General features: G+C 35.8%; 13 protein-coding genes and 1 tRNA gene. 4 read left to right on the top strand and 10 right to left on the bottom strand.

The annotated features are described in order from the left end of the window. Positions 1-91: 91 nt before the first annotated feature. Positions 92-2,560: a hypothetical protein gene (locus Cop2CBH44_RS08125; protein WP_200755876.1), complete on the top strand. Its 2,469-nt coding sequence runs from the start codon at positions 92-94 to the stop codon at positions 2,558-2,560. Between the two features lie 36 nt (positions 2,561-2,596). Next, a complete protein-coding gene (locus Cop2CBH44_RS08130; protein WP_200755877.1) occupies positions 2,597-6,448 on the top strand; it encodes a polysaccharide lyase family 8 super-sandwich domain-containing protein in 3,852 nt (1,283 codons plus the stop codon). Positions 6,449-6,546: 98 nt separating this feature from the next. On the opposite strand, the gene Cop2CBH44_RS08135 is transcribed toward Cop2CBH44_RS08130, so the two are convergent. Next, positions 6,547-7,020: a C-GCAxxG-C-C family protein gene (locus Cop2CBH44_RS08135; protein WP_021931986.1), complete on the bottom strand. Its 474-nt coding sequence runs from the start codon at positions 7,018-7,020 to the stop codon at positions 6,547-6,549. A gap of 6 nt (positions 7,021-7,026) precedes the next feature. Then, positions 7,027-7,689 (bottom strand): uracil-DNA glycosylase, encoded by a 663-nt coding sequence (ung, locus tag Cop2CBH44_RS08140; protein WP_021931985.1) that lies wholly within the window; start codon positions 7,687-7,689, stop codon positions 7,027-7,029. Between the two features lie 73 nt (positions 7,690-7,762). On the opposite strand from ung, the gene Cop2CBH44_RS08145 reads away from it, so the two are divergent. Continuing rightward, positions 7,763-7,835: transfer RNA gene (locus Cop2CBH44_RS08145), tRNA-Arg, on the top strand. A 282-nt stretch (positions 7,836-8,117) separates the two neighbouring features. Next, positions 8,118-9,512, top strand: a complete 1,395-nt coding sequence (locus Cop2CBH44_RS08150; protein ID WP_055096872.1) for a Gfo/Idh/MocA family protein — start codon at positions 8,118-8,120, stop codon at positions 9,510-9,512. Positions 9,513-9,854: 342 nt separating this feature from the next. Here Cop2CBH44_RS08150 and Cop2CBH44_RS08155 read toward each other — a convergent pair whose 3' ends face one another. The 8 genes from Cop2CBH44_RS08155 to Cop2CBH44_RS08190 all read right to left on the bottom strand — a co-directional run bounded on the left by Cop2CBH44_RS08155 (position 9,855) and on the right by Cop2CBH44_RS08190 (position 17,474). Continuing rightward, positions 9,855-10,076 carry a GNAT family protein gene (locus Cop2CBH44_RS08155; RefSeq protein WP_021931982.1) on the bottom strand — a complete coding sequence of 74 codons (222 nt, stop codon included), beginning with the start codon at positions 10,074-10,076 and terminating at the stop codon, positions 9,855-9,857. Positions 10,077-10,383: 307 nt separating this feature from the next. Next, on the bottom strand, positions 10,384-11,649 hold the full coding sequence (gene nqrF, locus Cop2CBH44_RS08160) for an NADH:ubiquinone reductase (Na(+)-transporting) subunit F (protein ID WP_082430150.1): 1,266 nt from the start codon (positions 11,647-11,649) through the stop codon (positions 10,384-10,386). Positions 11,650-11,679: 30 nt separating this feature from the next. After that, complete coding sequence (gene nqrE / locus Cop2CBH44_RS08165) at positions 11,680-12,294, bottom strand: NADH:ubiquinone reductase (Na(+)-transporting) subunit E (protein ID WP_021931980.1); 615 nt, start codon at positions 12,292-12,294, stop codon at positions 11,680-11,682. Between the two features lie 24 nt (positions 12,295-12,318). After that, the gene (locus Cop2CBH44_RS08170; RefSeq protein WP_044225577.1) at positions 12,319-12,942 is read right to left on the bottom strand and encodes an NADH:ubiquinone reductase (Na(+)-transporting) subunit D; all 624 of its coding nucleotides are present in this window, start codon (positions 12,940-12,942) and stop codon (positions 12,319-12,321) included. 15 nt (positions 12,943-12,957) lie between these two features. Further along, the gene (gene nqrC / locus Cop2CBH44_RS08175; protein WP_021931978.1) at positions 12,958-13,659 is read right to left on the bottom strand and encodes an NADH:ubiquinone reductase (Na(+)-transporting) subunit C; all 702 of its coding nucleotides are present in this window, start codon (positions 13,657-13,659) and stop codon (positions 12,958-12,960) included. Between the two features lie 11 nt (positions 13,660-13,670). Continuing rightward, on the bottom strand, positions 13,671-14,882 hold the full coding sequence (locus Cop2CBH44_RS08180) for an NADH:ubiquinone reductase (Na(+)-transporting) subunit B (protein WP_021931977.1): 1,212 nt from the start codon (positions 14,880-14,882) through the stop codon (positions 13,671-13,673). Positions 14,883-14,910: 28 nt separating this feature from the next. Next, positions 14,911-16,260, bottom strand: coding sequence for a Na(+)-translocating NADH-quinone reductase subunit A (locus Cop2CBH44_RS08185; protein ID WP_021931976.1), 1,350 nt, complete (start codon positions 16,258-16,260; stop codon positions 14,911-14,913). Positions 16,261-16,565: 305 nt separating this feature from the next. Continuing rightward, positions 16,566-17,474: a Ppx/GppA phosphatase family protein gene (locus Cop2CBH44_RS08190; protein WP_200755878.1), complete on the bottom strand. Its 909-nt coding sequence runs from the start codon at positions 17,472-17,474 to the stop codon at positions 16,566-16,568. Between the last annotated feature and the right edge of the window lie 16 nt (positions 17,475-17,490).

Below are 17,490 nucleotides of genomic sequence, written 5' to 3' on the forward strand. Positions count from 1 at the left end.
TCCGATAAGTACAAGAATTAGATAATAAAGTACTTTTTTAGGTATTTAACAAGCTCTATATTTGCTGTATACATTTAACCATCAATATTATATGAGAAAAGCATTTTATCTATTTTCGAAAACAAAGTTTTTATCTGTTATTCTTGTTTTATCGTCAGTTCTCCCTTCCCAAGCGATATCTGACAAATTCACGAGTGGAGAAGGAACAATCAGCTCCCCGTATATTATTCAGACAGCAGAACAGATACAAAACATTACTTTATATCGAGATGCTTATTTTCAATTAGGAAATAATATTGATTTAACAGAATGGATAAATACCAACAATCCTGAAAAAGGGTGGGAATCTCTGTGTCCAGATGAATCTATGCCTTTCACTGGTCAGCTAGATGGTGCAGGATATGCCATTACCGGGCTTTGGTTTAACCGGCCAACCGATAGCCACATAGGTGGACTTTTCTCCTGGGTAGGAACAAATGCTGTCATTAAAAACCTCATTCTAAAAACAACAGCCCAAGGCATTATCGGAGGGTCGGATGTTGGAGGAATTGTAGGCCGTATATCCAATAATGCAACTGATATTCTAATCAATAACTGCTTTGCAGATGTACACGTAAAAGGGACAACAAACAGCGGAGGTATTTTAGGATATAGTTATACTGGCGGAGTAACTATATCCAATTGTTATGTCTCTGGACAAGTAACCGCCAAAAATAGTAATGCCGGTGGTATAGCTGGGCAGTTATGGAATAAAGCAGATTTTATCATACAAAATTGCTATACAACAGCCAATATTATTTCTGAGAATGCTGATTGTGTCGGTGGTATTGTAGGTACTATAGGTGGACCGTCTGTCAATAAGGCTGCCCATATAACTCTCAAAAACTGCGTAGCAATTAATCCTCTTCTGCAAATAAGCAGTTCCAGTACTGAAAATTCTATTGGACACATTATTGGAAGATTAGTAAAAAAAAATACTACAGGAACTATAGAAAACAATATAGCTCTAAAAGAAACCAAACTTATTAAAGATGGCACTAATATCAAACCTGAAAATAACACAATAGAAAACGACGGAACAACCCAAAATATACATGAATTGATTGAACAAACTGTATATTTACAATTGGGATGGGACTTTACTAATATCTGGACAATGCCCAATAAAGAGTATTCATTTCCCATTTTAAGCCAACTGTCAACAGATGAACAACCCATAAAATTGTCTGACGAATTAAATAACTTACTCAATACACCTAAAATTGAATTTGAGGGTGGTGATGGTTCTGAAGCGTCTCCATATATTATAAAAACAGCGACCCAGTTACATAACATAGGAATTTTTCCTAATGCTCATTACAAACTCTCCGGGAACATTGATTTAACAGAATGGATATATGCCAATAGTCCGGAGACGGGATGGATACCTTTATGTTCATTGGCTGAACCTTTCACCGGGACACTAGACGGTAACGGATTTGCGATAACAGGGCTCTGGATTGATATGCCAGCAACAAATGAAATAGGTCTATTCTCATATATCGGGGGTAATGCTATCATCAAAAATTTAGGAGTAAAAACTTCGGATAAAGGAATCTCTGGAAAAGAAAGTATTGGTGCCATAGTAGGGAGAATAAAAGAAAATGCCAATGCCGAAATCAAAAATTGTTATGCTGATGCCTGCATTATTGGTGAAAAAAGCTGTGGTGGTATTTTAGGCTATAGTTATAAAGGTAATGTAATTATATCTGATTGTTACAGTTCAGGAAATATATCCATCAATACTGAAGGAGCAGGTGGAATCGCTGGATATTTATGGAATAAAGCAGAGTTTGTTATACGAAATTGCTATAGTACAAGTAAAATCAATGCTACAGGAGAAGGATACAATATTGGAGGTCTATTGGGTATTGTAGGAGGTCCAGGAACAAGCATCAGTGCAACAATTACGATCGAAAATTGCGTAGCAATAAATCCCTCTATATCTTTCGAAGCTACATCAGAAACCGCACAAACAAGAATCGGACGTATTGCCGGATGGATTAAAGACGGGACTGTCAATGCTACTATCAGGAATAACAGAGCTCTTTCTGACATAAAACTAATAAGAGGAACTGAAACTCTTAATGCCGAAAGTAATGCTTCCGGAAAAGATGGATTGAACTCAACTGCATCCGACTTAAAAAAGGAAGATTCATATCTCAATTTGGAGTGGAATTTTATCAGCATATGGAACATGAGCAATGAAAAATATCCACTTCCTATCTTATCCGGAATGAACACAGAAAATCAACCAAAAACTTTACCAGAAGAATTAGCCAAAATATTTTCAGAATCGACTACCGGAATATCAACTGTTAGCAATAATCTTATTGATATCATAATAAAAGGAAATACATTGATTATTCGAAATAAATTACCCGAAAATATTGTTTCAATTTTCGACATAACAGGAAAACATATGTTAGATACATATGAGTCAAGAATCGAATTAAACAATTTCCCTAAAGGTATCTATATATTAAACACGCAGAAACAATCTCTGAAATTTTCAAAATAAAGACCTATTCTCAAAAAATCAATAATAATATCAATCATGAATCTCAGCAAACATACAATTAGCGTACTTTTTACTACTTTATTTGTAGTTACATCTTTTGCGCAAGGAATCGATAACATCCCTCAAAAATCTGAAATTTTAAAGAAAATAAAATTGGTAAATGACTATTATTTATCTGGGCACTCAACTCCAGGAAATAATCAATGGGTCACTTCGATATATTTTACTGGATGTATGGAATTTTATAAAATATATCCAGATAAAGAGTTACTAAACTACATGAACAATTGGGGTGAGAAAAATAATTGGGCTTTAGGAAGTTCTGCGGCTAATCATGGTGCAGACCAGCAAGTATGTGGACAAACATATATCGACCTTTATAACTTGGACGAAATAAAAAATGAAATTAAAATCAAAGCTATCAAAGAAAGTATAGATGATTTGATAAAAAATCCAACAGAAGCCAAAGATGATTGGTTCTGGGTAGATGCTTTATATATGGCTATGCCTGTATTTTCAAAACTGGGAGTTTTATATGAAGATGACGCATATTTCAATCAAATGTACTCTATGTATCAAGATACAAAAAACACACGAAAACTGTATGACACAACTGACCATCTATGGTTCAGAGATGGAAACTCTTTCAAAAAAAGTCCCAATGGGAAAAAAGTATTCTGGTCTCGAGGCAATGGCTGGGCATTAGCTGCTTATGCTCGGGTATTAAGGGACCTACCAAAAAACAGTCCATATCGGGAAGAATTTATAACATCATTCAAAGAAATGGCCGAAGCTATAAAAAACAGACAAAGGGACGATGGCTTTTGGAATGTAAACTTAGATGACCCAGAACACTATGGTGGCATGGAAACAAGCGGGACAGCTCTTTTTGTCTATGGACTTTCTTGGGGAATTAATAACGGTCTTCTAGACAAAGAAACTTACCTTCCTACTATATTGAAAGCTTGGGATGGACTAACAACTTATGCAATACAGCCATCGGGACTTCTAGGGTATGTTCAAGGTGCCGGTTGGCAACCTGAATCTTCTCAACCTGTTACAGCAACAAGTACAGCAGATTTCGGTGTAGGAGCTTTTTTATTAGCAAGCAGTGAATTCATTAAAATGGCTCCAGGCGATATGCCTGAGCCAGAAAAGCCCGTTATAGATATCGATGTCACTGCCAGCGATTATGAAGCTGGGACAGAAAATACACCCGATAAAACCTTAGACAGACAATTTTCTACTCGATGGTCCGCCGAAGGAGAACAATGGATTATGTTCGACTTAAGATTAAAAAAAAACATTGCATCCGTAGACATTGCATTCTACACTGGGGATAAACGTAAGACAACTCTCTCTATAGAATTATCAACGGATGGAAAATCTTTCACTGAAGTTTTTAACGGTACGTCAAGCGGTACGACCAGCAGTTGGGAAAATTTTCCATTTCCCCCACAGGAAGCTCGTTACATCAGAATAAATTGTAACGGAAATACCCAAAACAAATGGAATAGTATCTCTGAAGTCAGAATTAACGATACTAGCGAATATGATACAAGCATAGAAACAGTCTCTAAAAGAATTGTTCAGAGGCTAATTGCTAATGGTTATACAGATCCAACTCAACTAATGAATACCATAAAAGAAGATGGCTCTTGGCCAGACATTGACTATTCGGATACCCATTCATTAACAGATGGATGGGGACCTGATAAACACTTCAGTAACTTACTCGTTTTAGCTACAGCATATAACCACCCTGAGTGCAGTTATTATAAAAGCCCACTCTTACTGAAAAAAATCGTATCTGGATGCGAATATGTTGCCCGATGGGATTATCCGACTGACGAAGACAATTGGTGGTGGAACTCAATCGGAGATCCTCAAAAATACTCCTATACACTCATTCTAATAAAAAACGAAGTCCCGACATCAGATATAAAAAGATATTCTACGTTTATAAAAGATGATACAGGAAATCAAAGTCATCAAGGACAAAATCGGGCATGGGTTTCGGAAATAACTTTTAATAAAGGTTGCATTGAAAATAATTACAATCTAACATTCCGAGGTTTTTCATCAATGGCATCTATTTTACAAATTGCAAAAACAAAATTTCCAATCAACGGAAGTGAATCTAAAGAAGAAGGCTTAAAATCAGACTTTAGTTTTCATCAACATAGACGACAAATTCAATCTGGAAGCTACGGACTAGAATTAATCTCCGCTCTTAACAACACAATTATTCTTACCGAAGGTACAACTTTCAGTTCAGCTTTCAGTTCAGAAAAAAGAAAACTATTTTCAGATATGATGCTTAATGGCCATATGCTTTTCAGCTACAAAAAAGTCATGGATTTCGGAGTAAAAGGTCGAAATATAGCACGCCCATCTGATTATGATATGAATTTCATCCCACAAGAATTAGACAAAATGGCAAAATTTGATACAGAACATGCCGATATATATTCTAAATGGAAACAACATATTGAAGAAGATGCACCTTTCCCTACCTCGGGTAACAAACACTTCTGGCTATCCGATATGATGACCCACCATGGAAAGAACTATTACCTTTCTGCTAAAGTAATATCATCCAGAACTAATGGTTCAGAGTCTCTCAATGGAGAAAATATCAAAGCTGCCAACCTTCCCTGTGGTGCAACCAATATTATGACAACCGGTGAGGAATATTTTAATATTTTCCCGTTATGGAATTGGAATAGAATCCCGGGTACTACATCTATTCAGAAAGATAGTTTTACAAATTTAAACGGATATATATTAGCAACAAACACTTTTGCAGGAGGAATCAGTGATAGCCTTTCAGGAATTTTAGCCTACCAACATAATTATAAGAATGTAAAAGCAAACAAATCTTATTTCTTCATGGACGATGCCATGATATGTTTAGGTTCCGACATTGTTTCTTCTGAGGCAGCTCCCGTTGTAACATCAGTCAATCAATGTTTCCAATCAGGAGATGTTTTCTATTCTGACGGAGCTAATTCAAAAAAACTCTCTGACGAAAACATCACTTCGGAAGATATAAAATGGATACACCACAATAATATAGGTTATATATTTCCTCAGCAAGCCAATATCAATATAGAGGCGAAAGAGCAAGCAGGCTCGTGGAGCAAAATAACCAAATCAGGGAGTACTGAAACAATAACTGCACCTATATTCAGTATATGGCTCAATCATGGCACAACTCCTGATAATGCTACTTACCAATACATCGTTGCTCCAAACAAAACAATAAAAGAAATGGAATCATATACTCAAAATACAGGTTTAGAAATTAAAAAAAATGATTCCAAAGGGCAAATTGTATATAGCAAAATAAACAACCTATATGCAATTGTCATGTATACGGCTGGTACAATCAATTTAGAAAAAGAATTATCCCTTTACAGTGATAAACCATGTATGATACTATTGAAAATAAAAGATCAGAAATATACCATATCAATTTCTGACCCCACTTACTCTCAGCAAAAGATCAATATATCCATTTCTAAAATACTCTCCGGTAATAATGCAGAAGTTGCATTGAATGGAAATAGCACCAATATCGAATTTAATCTTCCAAATCCGAACGATGAATATGTTGGTAGCACCGTCACTTATACATATATAGAAGAAAAAACTACAGACGTCTCAGAAATAGAAATACAAAATAAAATATCTGTATATCCTAATCCTGTAACAGAAACCTTATATATAGAGGGTACTAATAATGATGCTTCAATTTACATATTAAATTGTACAGGTAATTTGATAATGAAAACTCAGAACAAACAAATAAAAATGGATTCTTATCCTAAAGGTATTTACTTCGTCAAAATACAAGATAGGATTTTTAAAATAATAAAAAAATAATATATTTTGCATCGGGAATCAATAGCTTGTACTATAAATAAACCCTGAAAGTCCTGTATCAAATTTTCAGGGTTTATTTTTTATCTCTCCTAATTTATTTATTCCTCATTCAACTTTTCTCCAATAATACGAGCAGCAATAGCAACATATTCTGCACATGGACGACGTTTATAATACTCTTCTGTACGGTCTGAAGGTATCGGATCATCCTTTTTCTTAGTAAGTCCTAATAATTCTCTACATACAATAGAACCATTTTCTTTTTTAAACCGCTCGGCCAGCTCTTGTATTACAGTATAATTTTTCGTTTTAGCTTCTTTCCCTTCGGGTGTATTGGCAGGTATGCCAGCTGGATACTTTAACCCGGCAATTATAAAAGAAGCACTTACTGTTCCACAAACTTCTCTTAACCGGCCCATGCCTCCCCCTAAAGGAGCAACCAAAGTTGCCCCAAATCTTTCATCAATACCAAATAAATCACAATATGCCAAAAATACCGATTGAGAACAATTATATCCGTCCAAGAAAAAAGCTTTTGCCCTTCTTGAACGTTCTTCTACATCTATTTTCATAAAACATTACCATTGTATAGGCTCTATCCCATAGGATCGCAAATATTCGTTCGTTCTACTAAAATGTTTATTTCCAAAAAAACCCCTATGTGCTGATAATGGAGAAGGATGTGGAGACTTTAAAACCAAATGTTTCGAACGATCTATAAAATCCCCTTTTCTCTGTGCATAAGAACCCCACAAAATAAATACAAGATGTTCTCGTTCTTCTGCCAAACGATGTATTACAGCATCGGTAAACTGCTCCCACCCCCGATTCTGATGAGATCCGGCCTGATGTGCTCTTACCGTTAGAGTCGCATTCAACAGCAAAACTCCTTGTGATGCCCAACGTGATAAATCGCCACTCTTAGGAATGGGAATTCCCAAATCAGATTCTATTTCTTTAAAGATGTTTTGCAATGAAGGAGGGAACATAATCCCATCATTTACTGAAAAACATAGACCATTGGCCTGACGAGGTTCATGATAGGGATCCTGACCTAAAATTACAACTTTTACTTTATCAAAAGGACAAGCATCAAAGGCGCTAAACATCTGACTACCGGGAGGATACACTGTAGTAGTAGCATACTCCGAACGGACAAAATCAGTAAGCTTCACAAAATAGTCTTTATCAAACTCATCTTGCAACCGTCGCTTCCAGCTTTCTTCAATTCGCACATTCATAAATTATAGAATTAAACTTTTTAATATATCTATTTGCAAAGCTACAAATATTTCTTACATTTGCATGCTAAAAGGCCCCATAGTTTAGTGAATAGAACGTCAGATTCCGGTTCTGAAGGTCGCAGGTTTGAGTCCTGCTGGGGTCACAAAAATAAAAACCAATAAGTTAACAATATAAACCATATTTCTTCTAAAGATTTATGGTTCATTTTATTTACTTTTGCTTGAAAATGTTTCGCAATAGTTTCGTAAATTTCAACCATGACCACAATCAAAATAAAAGTTGAAAAACCTGAGAAAGAGAGATCATAAATATAGAAACTAAGTAAAAAAGAAAGAGAATATTTATAATACAACATAAAAAATAGTTGGCGTCATAACATTATGTTAATATTTATAAACAACTAATATTAAATATATATTATACCATGAAAAAATTGTTGAATATATTTTTTTTCTACTTGCTTCTACTGATATGTCTCAGCTGTAATGCCTCTCTAAAAACAGAAACATATCTAATTGAAATCCCTGTACCTCAAAGGCCTGCAGGACAATCTGATGTCATTGCTCTAACTGCCCCCAAAATAGATACTGTCCGTACCGGATTTATCGGATTAGGAATGAGAGGGCCAAGTGCCGTAAGCAGATTTACTCATATTCCCGGAGTCAAAATTATAGCACTCTGTGACATTCGTCCTGAGTGTGTAGAAAAAACTCAAAAAATTTTAGACAAAAACGGATATCCGCGAGCCATTTCCTATACAGGAAGCGAGGATGCATGGAAACAACTCTGTGAACGAGACGACATTGATTTGGTGTATATAGCCACAGACTGGAAACATCATGCCGACATGGCTATATATGCCATGGAACATGGAAAACATGTAGCAGTAGAAGTTCCTGCTGCTATGACTTTAGATGAAATTTGGAAATTAATAGATACTTCGGAAAGAACCCGAAAACATTGTATGCAACTTGAAAACTGTGTCTACGACTATTTTGAACTAACAACTCTAAACATGGCACAGCAAGGGTTATTCGGAGAAATCTTACATGTAGAAGGCTCATATATCCACAATTTGGAAGAATTTTGGCCAGAATATTGGAATAACTGGCGCCTGGATTACAATCGCAGATTCCGAGGTGACATATATGCTACACATGGAATGGGACCGGCATGCCAATTATTAAATATTCACCGAGGAGACAAAATGAATTTTTTAGTGGCTATGGATACTAAAGCTGTAACAGGCCCGGATATTATAAAAAAACAAACCGGAGAAGATATTTTGGATTTTCAAAATGGAGACCACACAACAACCATGATTCGTACAGAAAAAGGTAAAACCTTGATGATTCAACATAATGTCATGAATCCTCGTCCTTATAGCCGTATGTATCAGTTAACCGGGACGAATGGGTTTGCCAACAAATATCCAGTAGAAGGATATGTCCTACGTCCGACTCCAATATCGGAAAAAATAACTCCTAATTTTGAAAATTTGACCGCTCATGGATTTGTATCGGATGACATAAAAAAAGCATTAATGGAGAAATACAAACATCCTATTATCAAAGAATTAGAAGAAACAGCAAAACAAGTTGGAGGGCATGGAGGAATGGATTATATCATGGATTATCGTCTGATATATTGCCTCCGTAATGGACTTCCTTTGGATATGGACGTCTATGACTTAGCAGAATGGTGCTGCTTAGCAGAACTAACCAGAATTTCTATAGAAAATAACAGCGCACCTGTCACCATCCCAGATTTCACACGTGGAAACTGGAACAAACTTAATGAATTAAGATTTGCTTACTAAAATAATCAAGAACCTTAAAAGTATCTGAACAACTATAATATGCAAATACTTTTAAGGTTCTATACTCTCTCCAATACTAATTATTGACCATATCCTCGTATCTTTACATCCCAAGATATTGGCACGTTGCATAATAATAATCTTAATAAAATCAACAAATACGCCTAAAACTAATAACCTAAATTAGAATACCGCTTATATCATTCGTGTCTGTCGTAGTACCGTAAATGCAAAATTGAATGATTTTTCTTCTCTGCATCAACATCATTTCTCCCAATAATTTCATAACTTAAATGAAGATAAAATTTCAAAGCGTCCTTATTCTCTTCATTTACATCTACATTAATGCATACGATTTAAAGCAAAATGCATAAGTTGCGTACCAAGACTTTGTCTATAATAATTCGGATGAACAAACAACATTTCGACCTGATTATTTGACAAACCAATAAATGCTTTTATTTCAGAAACACTTTCTTTGATACCATACAACTTCACATTATCAAAATAATATTCCAATATAGCTTTTTTATAAAACAAAATTTCTTCTTCCAAGAAACCCATGAGTCGCTCTTATCGATGCTTCCCAAACTTTGATTAATGAGAAATAATCTTTTTTATCTAAAATCTGATTTGCTCATCCATCATAATCTATAAAAATAATAAAATCAAAAAAATGAGGCTGTCTCAAAATAGAAAAATTGGATAGACTTGCTTATAATCTATAAGTTACAATATAAAAACCTCCTGCTCTAGCCTTCATTTATCTTAATGATATGGCCAAAAGCAGGAGATTTTTCACTTTTAAGTTTCAATCTGTAAGATTTTTACTTTAGCAATTCTATTTTGAAACAGCCTCTTTATTAAATGTTTACGCTCCAAAATCATCATACATAAGCATCTCTCTAGGAACTCCCAAATCCCAAAGCATTTTCTTAACAGCATTGGCCATTGGACCAGGACCACACATATAATATTCTATATCCTCTGGGGCCTCATGGTCTTTCAAATAATGATCATATATTACTTGATGAATGAACCCCGTATATCCAGTCCAATTATCTTCAGGCTGAGGGTCACTTAATGCAATGTGGAAAGAGAAATTTGGGAATTCCCGTTCAATCTCCCGGAAATCTTCTTCATAAAAAATTTCCCGTCGAGAACGAGCTCCATACCAATAGGAGATTTTACGATCAGTTGTTTTCAGCGTTTTGAATAAGTGCAACAATTGAGAACGCAAAGGCGCCATACCTGCACCACCACCAATATACAACATTTCACGTTTAGTATCAAGGATATGAAACTCTCCATAAGGTCCTGAAATAGTGACCTTATCACCCGGTTTTCGAGTAAAAAGATAAGAAGAACAAATACCTGGTTTTATTCCCTGTGCCCATGTCCCTGTATTCCGGTCAAATGGAGGTGTAGCAATACGAATATTCAACATTACGATATCCCCCTCGGCCGGATAATTCGCCATAGAATATGCGCGATAAGTTTCTTCATCATTTTTACAAACAAGCCCCCACATCTTAAATTTATCCCATTCATCACGGAATTTTTCCTCAATTTCCATATCGGTAAATTTAATATCGTATTTAGGGACATCTATCTGGATATAACTACCCGGCTTAAAATTCAATTTTTCTCCTTCTGGTAAACGAACTACAAATTCTTTAATAAAAGAAGCTACATTATGGTTCGAAATTACTTCACACTCCCATTTCTTAATTCCCAGTACTTCTTGAGGAATCTTAATCTGAAGATCATTTTTAACTTTTACCTGACAAGCCAAACGATAATGGTCATGTATTTGTTTGCGAGTAAAAAATCCAGTCTCGGTAGGAAGTATCTCTCCTCCCCCTTCTAATACCTGACAACGACACATTCCACAACTTCCACCACCACCACAGGCAGATGGTAAAAATATTTTATTTGCAGCCAAAGTTGAAAGCAATGTAGAACCCGCTCCGGTTACAACTTCTCTCTCTCCATCATTTATATTTATTTTCAATTCACCTGAAGGAGTCAACTTATTTTTTGCAAATAACAATACTGCTACCAATACTAAAATAAGTATCAGAAATATAACTACTGCTACCCCGATAGTCAGACTGTTAATCATTGATAATACCATCGTATCTTTCTATTTAAAATGAATACCCGATTATAATTTAATCCCCAAAAAACTCATAAAAGCAATGCCCATAAGACCTGTTGCTATAAACGTAATCCCAATACCTTTAAGAGGCGCAGGAACATTGGAATAAGCCAACTTTTCGCGAATAGCGGCAATCCCCATAATTGCCAACAGCCAACCAATTCCTGAGCCTAATCCATATATTGTAGCTGCTCCAACAGAAGGGAATGCTCTCTGTTGCATAAAAAGCGAACCACCTAATATAGCACAATTTACAGCTATTAACGGTAAAAAGATTCCTAATGAAGCATAAAGAGAAGGAGCATATTTCTCAACTATCATCTCAACTAATTGAGTCATTGATGCAATTACCGCAATAAACATAATCAGGCTAAGAAAACTCAAATCTACAGTTTTGTACTCGTCTCCAAGCCATTGTAAAGCTCCAGGCTTAAGAATATAGTTTTCCAACAAATAATCCACCGGTAAAGTTATTACCAACACAAACGTTACAGCAAGTCCCAATCCTATTGCTGTTTTTACATTTTTAGACACAGCAAGATAAGAACACATGCCTAAAAAGTAAGCAAATATCATATTGTCTATAAAGATAGACCGGATAAACAGATTTAAATTTTCCATTTTCTATTTATTTTAAGGAACCTACTACTTTTCTTGCAAATCTTTATTTCGAGAGCGATGTACCCAGATAATACACGCAACAGTAATCAAAGCCATCGGAGGCAATATCATCAAACCATTATTCTCATATCCCCAATCGTAAAAAGCTTGAGGTATCACTTGGTAGCCAAATAATGTTCCTGAACCTAATAGCTCTCGGAAAAAAGCAACAATAACCAATATTATTCCATATCCAATTCCATTACCAACACCATCCAAGAAAGATTCCCACGGTCCATTACCTAAAGCAAAAGCTTCAAGACGTCCCATTAAAATACAATTGGTAATAATCAACCCTACAAAAACGGACAACTGTTTACTTACATCATATGCATAGGCTTTCAATACTTGGTCTACAATAATAACTAATGCAGCAACCACAACCAATTGCACGATAATACGTATACTATTAGGTATCGTATTACGCAAAAGCGATATAATCACGTTTGCAAATGCCAACACAGCCGTTACGGAGATAGCCATAACAAAAGCTGGCTCCAGCTTTGCAGTAACGGCTAATGCCGAACAAATACCCAATATCTGCACAATTACCGGGTTATTCTTTGAGAGCGGACCCAGTAATACTTGTTTTGTTTTTTTCGATAACATATTTTTCTTCTCCGCTTATTTTTTTAATGATTTTAAAAAATTCTGATAAGGAGCAATACTATTCTGCATCATAGACTGAACCCCCTTACTGGTAATTGTACCACCAGATATAGCATCGACATATTCTGCTCCATCTACAGGCTTCTGCCCCTTTTTCTCAACAGCTACAGATTTAAAATCTCCATCAACAAAAAAATGTTTACCTTGATATTGATCTGAAAACATAGGTTTTTCTATTTCTGCACCTAATCCTGGAGTTTCTCCCTGATGAGCAAAAAAAGCACCATAAATAGTATCTCCATCCGTATCGACAGAGACATATCCCCAAATTGGCCCCCATAAACCAGCACCATACATCGGGAAAATATATTTCTCAGCTCCATCATCTAATCGACAAACAAATACGGGTAATTCTCTTTTATCCGGGTCTAATTTTACCTGAGCCGCAACATCGACATCAAAGGCATTGCCTTCTATTTTATTACCCTGTTTATCAATAATGTATGAATCGACAATATATTTTTTATATAAATCCTGTGCATTCGTCGCATCTGAAGAAATATTTACAGAACTCAATATCTGCTTCATCTTATCTATTTCTACATTTTTTGTCTGTTGAGGTTTCAACGACAACGATGCAAAGGCTAACACCGCAGCGACAACAACTACCATCACTGAAGCATATATTATTGTATAACCATTACTCTGCTTATTCATAACTTCATTTTTTATGCATTAGTATTAGCTCGTTTGAGTCGTTTCTTAACATTGCTTTCTACCACAAAATAATCGATCAGAGGTGCGAACACATTCATCAACAATACAGCAAGCATAGCTCCTTCAGGATAGCCTGTATTATATACACGAATTAAAATAGCGATGACACCTATCAGAAAACCATAAATATATTTTCCCAATGTCGTACGGGCTCCTGTTACGGGATCAGTCGCCATAAATACAGCTGCAAAAGCAAATCCACCTAAACAAACCTGATCAAGCGGAGACAACATCGAACCCGGATAAGTTGATGAAGCAAACAAATTTGCAATATATCCCATAAATAATCCACCAACAAACACCGACAACATAATCCGCCAACTAGCTATCCGTGTAAACAACAAGATTGCAGCACCAATAAGGATAGCCAAAGTTGATGTCTCGCCAATAGAGCCAGGAATCAATCCAACAAAAGAATCCCACAATGAAATAGGCTCACCCAATATGTTGGTCAAATGTACTTGTCCGCCTGTCGCTGTGGCAACCTGTCCCAGAGGTGTTGCCCCTGAAAAATTATCAACAACCGTACCTGCTCCTAAACCAAAAGTATCGGACGTCCTCACAAATACAGCATCTCCCGACATTTTTGATGGATATGCAAAGAAAAGGAAAGCTCTTGTTACCAATGCAACATTAAACACATTCATACCTGTTCCGCCAAACACTTCCTTAGCAAAAATAACAGCAAATGCTGTTGCGACAGCAATCATCCATAATGGAGTATCTACAGGAACAATCATCGGTATAAGAATCCCCGATACTAAAAATCCTTCTTGAATTTCATGTCCTCGTATCTGAGCTGCTGTAAACTCGATACCTAAGCCAACAATATATGATACAATAATCTTAGGAAGAACTGCCAAAAATCCGAAAAGAAAGGTTGTCCAAAATCCCGTAATATCACTTTCCCCTATAGCCAAATAATGTTGATAGCCAACATTGTACATTCCGACTAATAATGCCGGAATCAAGGCTAGAATGACCACAGACATTGTCCGTTTGGCGTCTATACTGTCATGGATATGTACACCTGATTTCGACGTAGTTGCCGGAACAAACAGAAAAGTTTCAAATCCCTCAAATACCGATTGAAACTTCTCGAATTTTCCACCTGGTTCGAAATTAGGTTTTATTTTATCGATATAATTTCTTAATGCTTTCAATGTTATATAAATTTTATTGATTATAAGTTTAGTTCATCTCTTTCATCAATTCGTCAAGGCCATTACGAATAATTTTCTGAATTTCGAGCTTCGATGTATCGACAAATTCACACAAGGCAAAATCTTCCGGAGCAACTTCATAAATACCCAAATTCTCCATCTTTTCTACATCAAATGCAATAGTTGCTTTAATCAAAAATTCAGGAAGGATATTCATCGGAAACACTCTATCATATTCTCCAGACATAATGATAGCTCGTTCTCCCCCATTCAAACGTGCATCAAGTACATATTCCTTTTTCTTTCCTAACAACCAAGTAAAATACGCATGGCTTACACTATATTTCTTCAATCCCGGTACTGCCCATCCAAATAATTCATGGCAATCGTCTCCCTCAGGAATAACTGTTATCTGACTATGAGGAGCTCTCAAATAATCATTTTCCGAAACTTTTGTCCCAGTCAATACATTACCACTGATATAGCGCTGATGATAATCGGTCTTTTTCACTCTTTCAGACAAAATTGAATCTATACGAGCCCCCAACCGAGTCCGAACATATAAAGGCCTTCTTATTTCAGACCCGGTAATCGCTACTATACGAGAAAAATCAACAATACCATTGTTCAATAAACGGCCGATAAACAAAACATCAAATGCACTCATCGTCCAAACAACGTCACCTTTGTTTATCGGTGCAATATGCTGTATCTGTACGCCAACGTTCCCTGCAGGATGAGGCCCTTCAAAAAGAACAGATTCGACATTTGATACAGAAATAGGATTACTGGCCGACATACCAACGTATACTTTCCCTGACGTCAATTTCCTCAAAGCATCTAGTCCTGTCTGAAAATTTATTTCATCACCTTTCAATACAAAATTGAAATCTGGAGCTAATGGTGCCGTATCCCATGCTGTAACAAAAATATCCCGAGGATTAACCTCCGGATTAGCAATAACATCATATGGACGTTGCTTTATAAATGGAAATATACCAGACTGCAATAACAAATCTTTAATTTGTTCTCCTGTAAGATCGTCTACATTTTTCTTACCAAACTCTACATACGTTTGTTCGGTATCTGCTTTTACTGTAATATCCAGCACCTTTCGACGTTCACCTCTATTAATTGCCACAACTTCACCACTTACCGGTGATACAAATTGAACCTCCGGACGGTTCTTGTCATACATAAGAGGAGCTCCCGCATCGACATGCTCGCCAGGTTTAACTACAACTTTAGGTACAACACCATGAAAATCGTCCGGTATTATTGCGAAATATTCGCTAAGCGCAGCTTCTTCTACTACGTTAACCGGCCTTCCTTTCAGGTTTATATCTAAGCCTTTCTTTAATTTCACCACATTTGCCATGTTGATTTCAATAAATTTTAGAATTTGGGTGCAAAGATAGCCTTTTTACACCAATTTATAACAAAAAATATTTCAAATAAAGATTTTTTTCTTTATTTAGCTCCTTAATAGTCAATTATAAAGCTTATTTATTGGACATTGCTATCTCTATTTTTCATTTTTTAATAAATTCTGCTATTTCAAGATTACAAAGTAGTTTTATAAAAAAATCAATTTAATTAAAAAACAGCTTTAACCAAACAACATAAAAAAGCAGTGAATTTCTCTTAATTCACTGCTTTTTATAAAAATTTAAGATTTTTCTTTTATTTATCCCAATTAGGATGTTCTGCAAGATATTGCTCACACAAAGAATAAGTAATACCATCAACTATTCCAATTGTCGGAACCCAAATTTCTGTAGCTTTTACATGATGTGCTATTTGCAAATATAGTTCGGCTGCAGGGACAATCACATCTGCTCTATCGGGTTTCAAATCGAACTTACGTATTCTCTCTTTTACCGGTATAGCACTAAGCATATCCAACTCTTCCCGTAACTTTACAGTAGTCAAAGGTCTCCCTTTAGGAAATTCGGATATTCGAAATAATTTATTGATATTTCCCCCAGAACCGATAACAGACAATTTCGGATATACTTCAGATAAAAGTTTAAGGTCATTATACATGCGCAAAAGCTCAACTTTATCAACCTTATTATTTAATATACGTACTGTACCTATATTATAAGAAGCAGAGCTTTTCAAAGCTCTATTACTAATTAAACTAATTTCTGTACTTCCTCCCCCGACGTCTACATAAATATAATCTCCCACTCGATTTAACTCGTCGACAATATGACTATCATAAACTATCCGGGCTTCTTCTTGTCCATTCACAATCTCAATTTCAACACCCGTTTTCTCTACAATGTATTTTGTTACTTCTTTTCCGTTCTCTGCATCCCTCATAGCTGAAGTCGCACAAGCTCTATAAGACTGCACGTTATATATCTGCATCAATTGCCTGAAAGCTTTTACTAGTCGGAGCAACTTTCCGGTTTTATCATTAGATATCCGTCCTAAAGTAAATGCATCTTGTCCTAACCGTAATGGGACGCGAACCATGAAGACTTTTGTCAAATTTTCAATGGTCTCACCATGAGCAATGCCCTTTATCATCAGACGAACGGCATTAGAACCTATATCTATCGCAGCAAAATTCAGTTTATCCATTTTAAACTTCTTTTCT

This window comes from Coprobacter secundus subsp. similis (assembly GCF_015097275.1).
In the GTDB taxonomy this organism is placed as follows: Bacteria; Bacteroidota; Bacteroidia; order Bacteroidales; family Coprobacteraceae; genus Coprobacter; species Coprobacter secundus.

What these genes read in the sequence shown, in the direction of transcription:
- Cop2CBH44_RS08125 (WP_200755876.1), top strand. Translation starts at nt 92, where the DNA reads ATGAGAAAAGCATTTTATCTATTTTCGAAAACAAAGTTTTTATCTGTT.
- nqrF (WP_082430150.1), bottom strand. Translation starts at nt 11,649, where the DNA reads ATGGTATTATCAATGATTAACAGTCTGACTATCGGGGTAGCAGTAGTT.
- nqrC (WP_021931978.1), bottom strand. Translation starts at nt 13,659, where the DNA reads ATGAATAAGCAGAGTAATGGTTATACAATAATATATGCTTCAGTGATG.
- Cop2CBH44_RS08170 (WP_044225577.1), bottom strand. Translation starts at nt 12,942, where the DNA reads ATGTTATCGAAAAAAACAAAACAAGTATTACTGGGTCCGCTCTCAAAG.
- ung (WP_021931985.1), bottom strand. Translation starts at nt 7,689, where the DNA reads ATGAATGTGCGAATTGAAGAAAGCTGGAAGCGACGGTTGCAAGATGAG.
- Cop2CBH44_RS08130 (WP_200755877.1), top strand. Translation starts at nt 2,597, where the DNA reads ATGAATCTCAGCAAACATACAATTAGCGTACTTTTTACTACTTTATTT.
- Cop2CBH44_RS08150 (WP_055096872.1), top strand. Translation starts at nt 8,118, where the DNA reads ATGAAAAAATTGTTGAATATATTTTTTTTCTACTTGCTTCTACTGATA.
- Cop2CBH44_RS08190 (WP_200755878.1), bottom strand. Translation starts at nt 17,474, where the DNA reads ATGGATAAACTGAATTTTGCTGCGATAGATATAGGTTCTAATGCCGTT.
- Cop2CBH44_RS08155 (WP_021931982.1), bottom strand. Translation starts at nt 10,076, where the DNA reads ATGGGTTTCTTGGAAGAAGAAATTTTGTTTTATAAAAAAGCTATATTG.
- nqrE (WP_021931980.1), bottom strand. Translation starts at nt 12,294, where the DNA reads ATGGAAAATTTAAATCTGTTTATCCGGTCTATCTTTATAGACAATATG.
- Cop2CBH44_RS08185 (WP_021931976.1), bottom strand. Translation starts at nt 16,260, where the DNA reads ATGGCAAATGTGGTGAAATTAAAGAAAGGCTTAGATATAAACCTGAAA.
- Cop2CBH44_RS08135 (WP_021931986.1), bottom strand. Translation starts at nt 7,020, where the DNA reads ATGAAAATAGATGTAGAAGAACGTTCAAGAAGGGCAAAAGCTTTTTTC.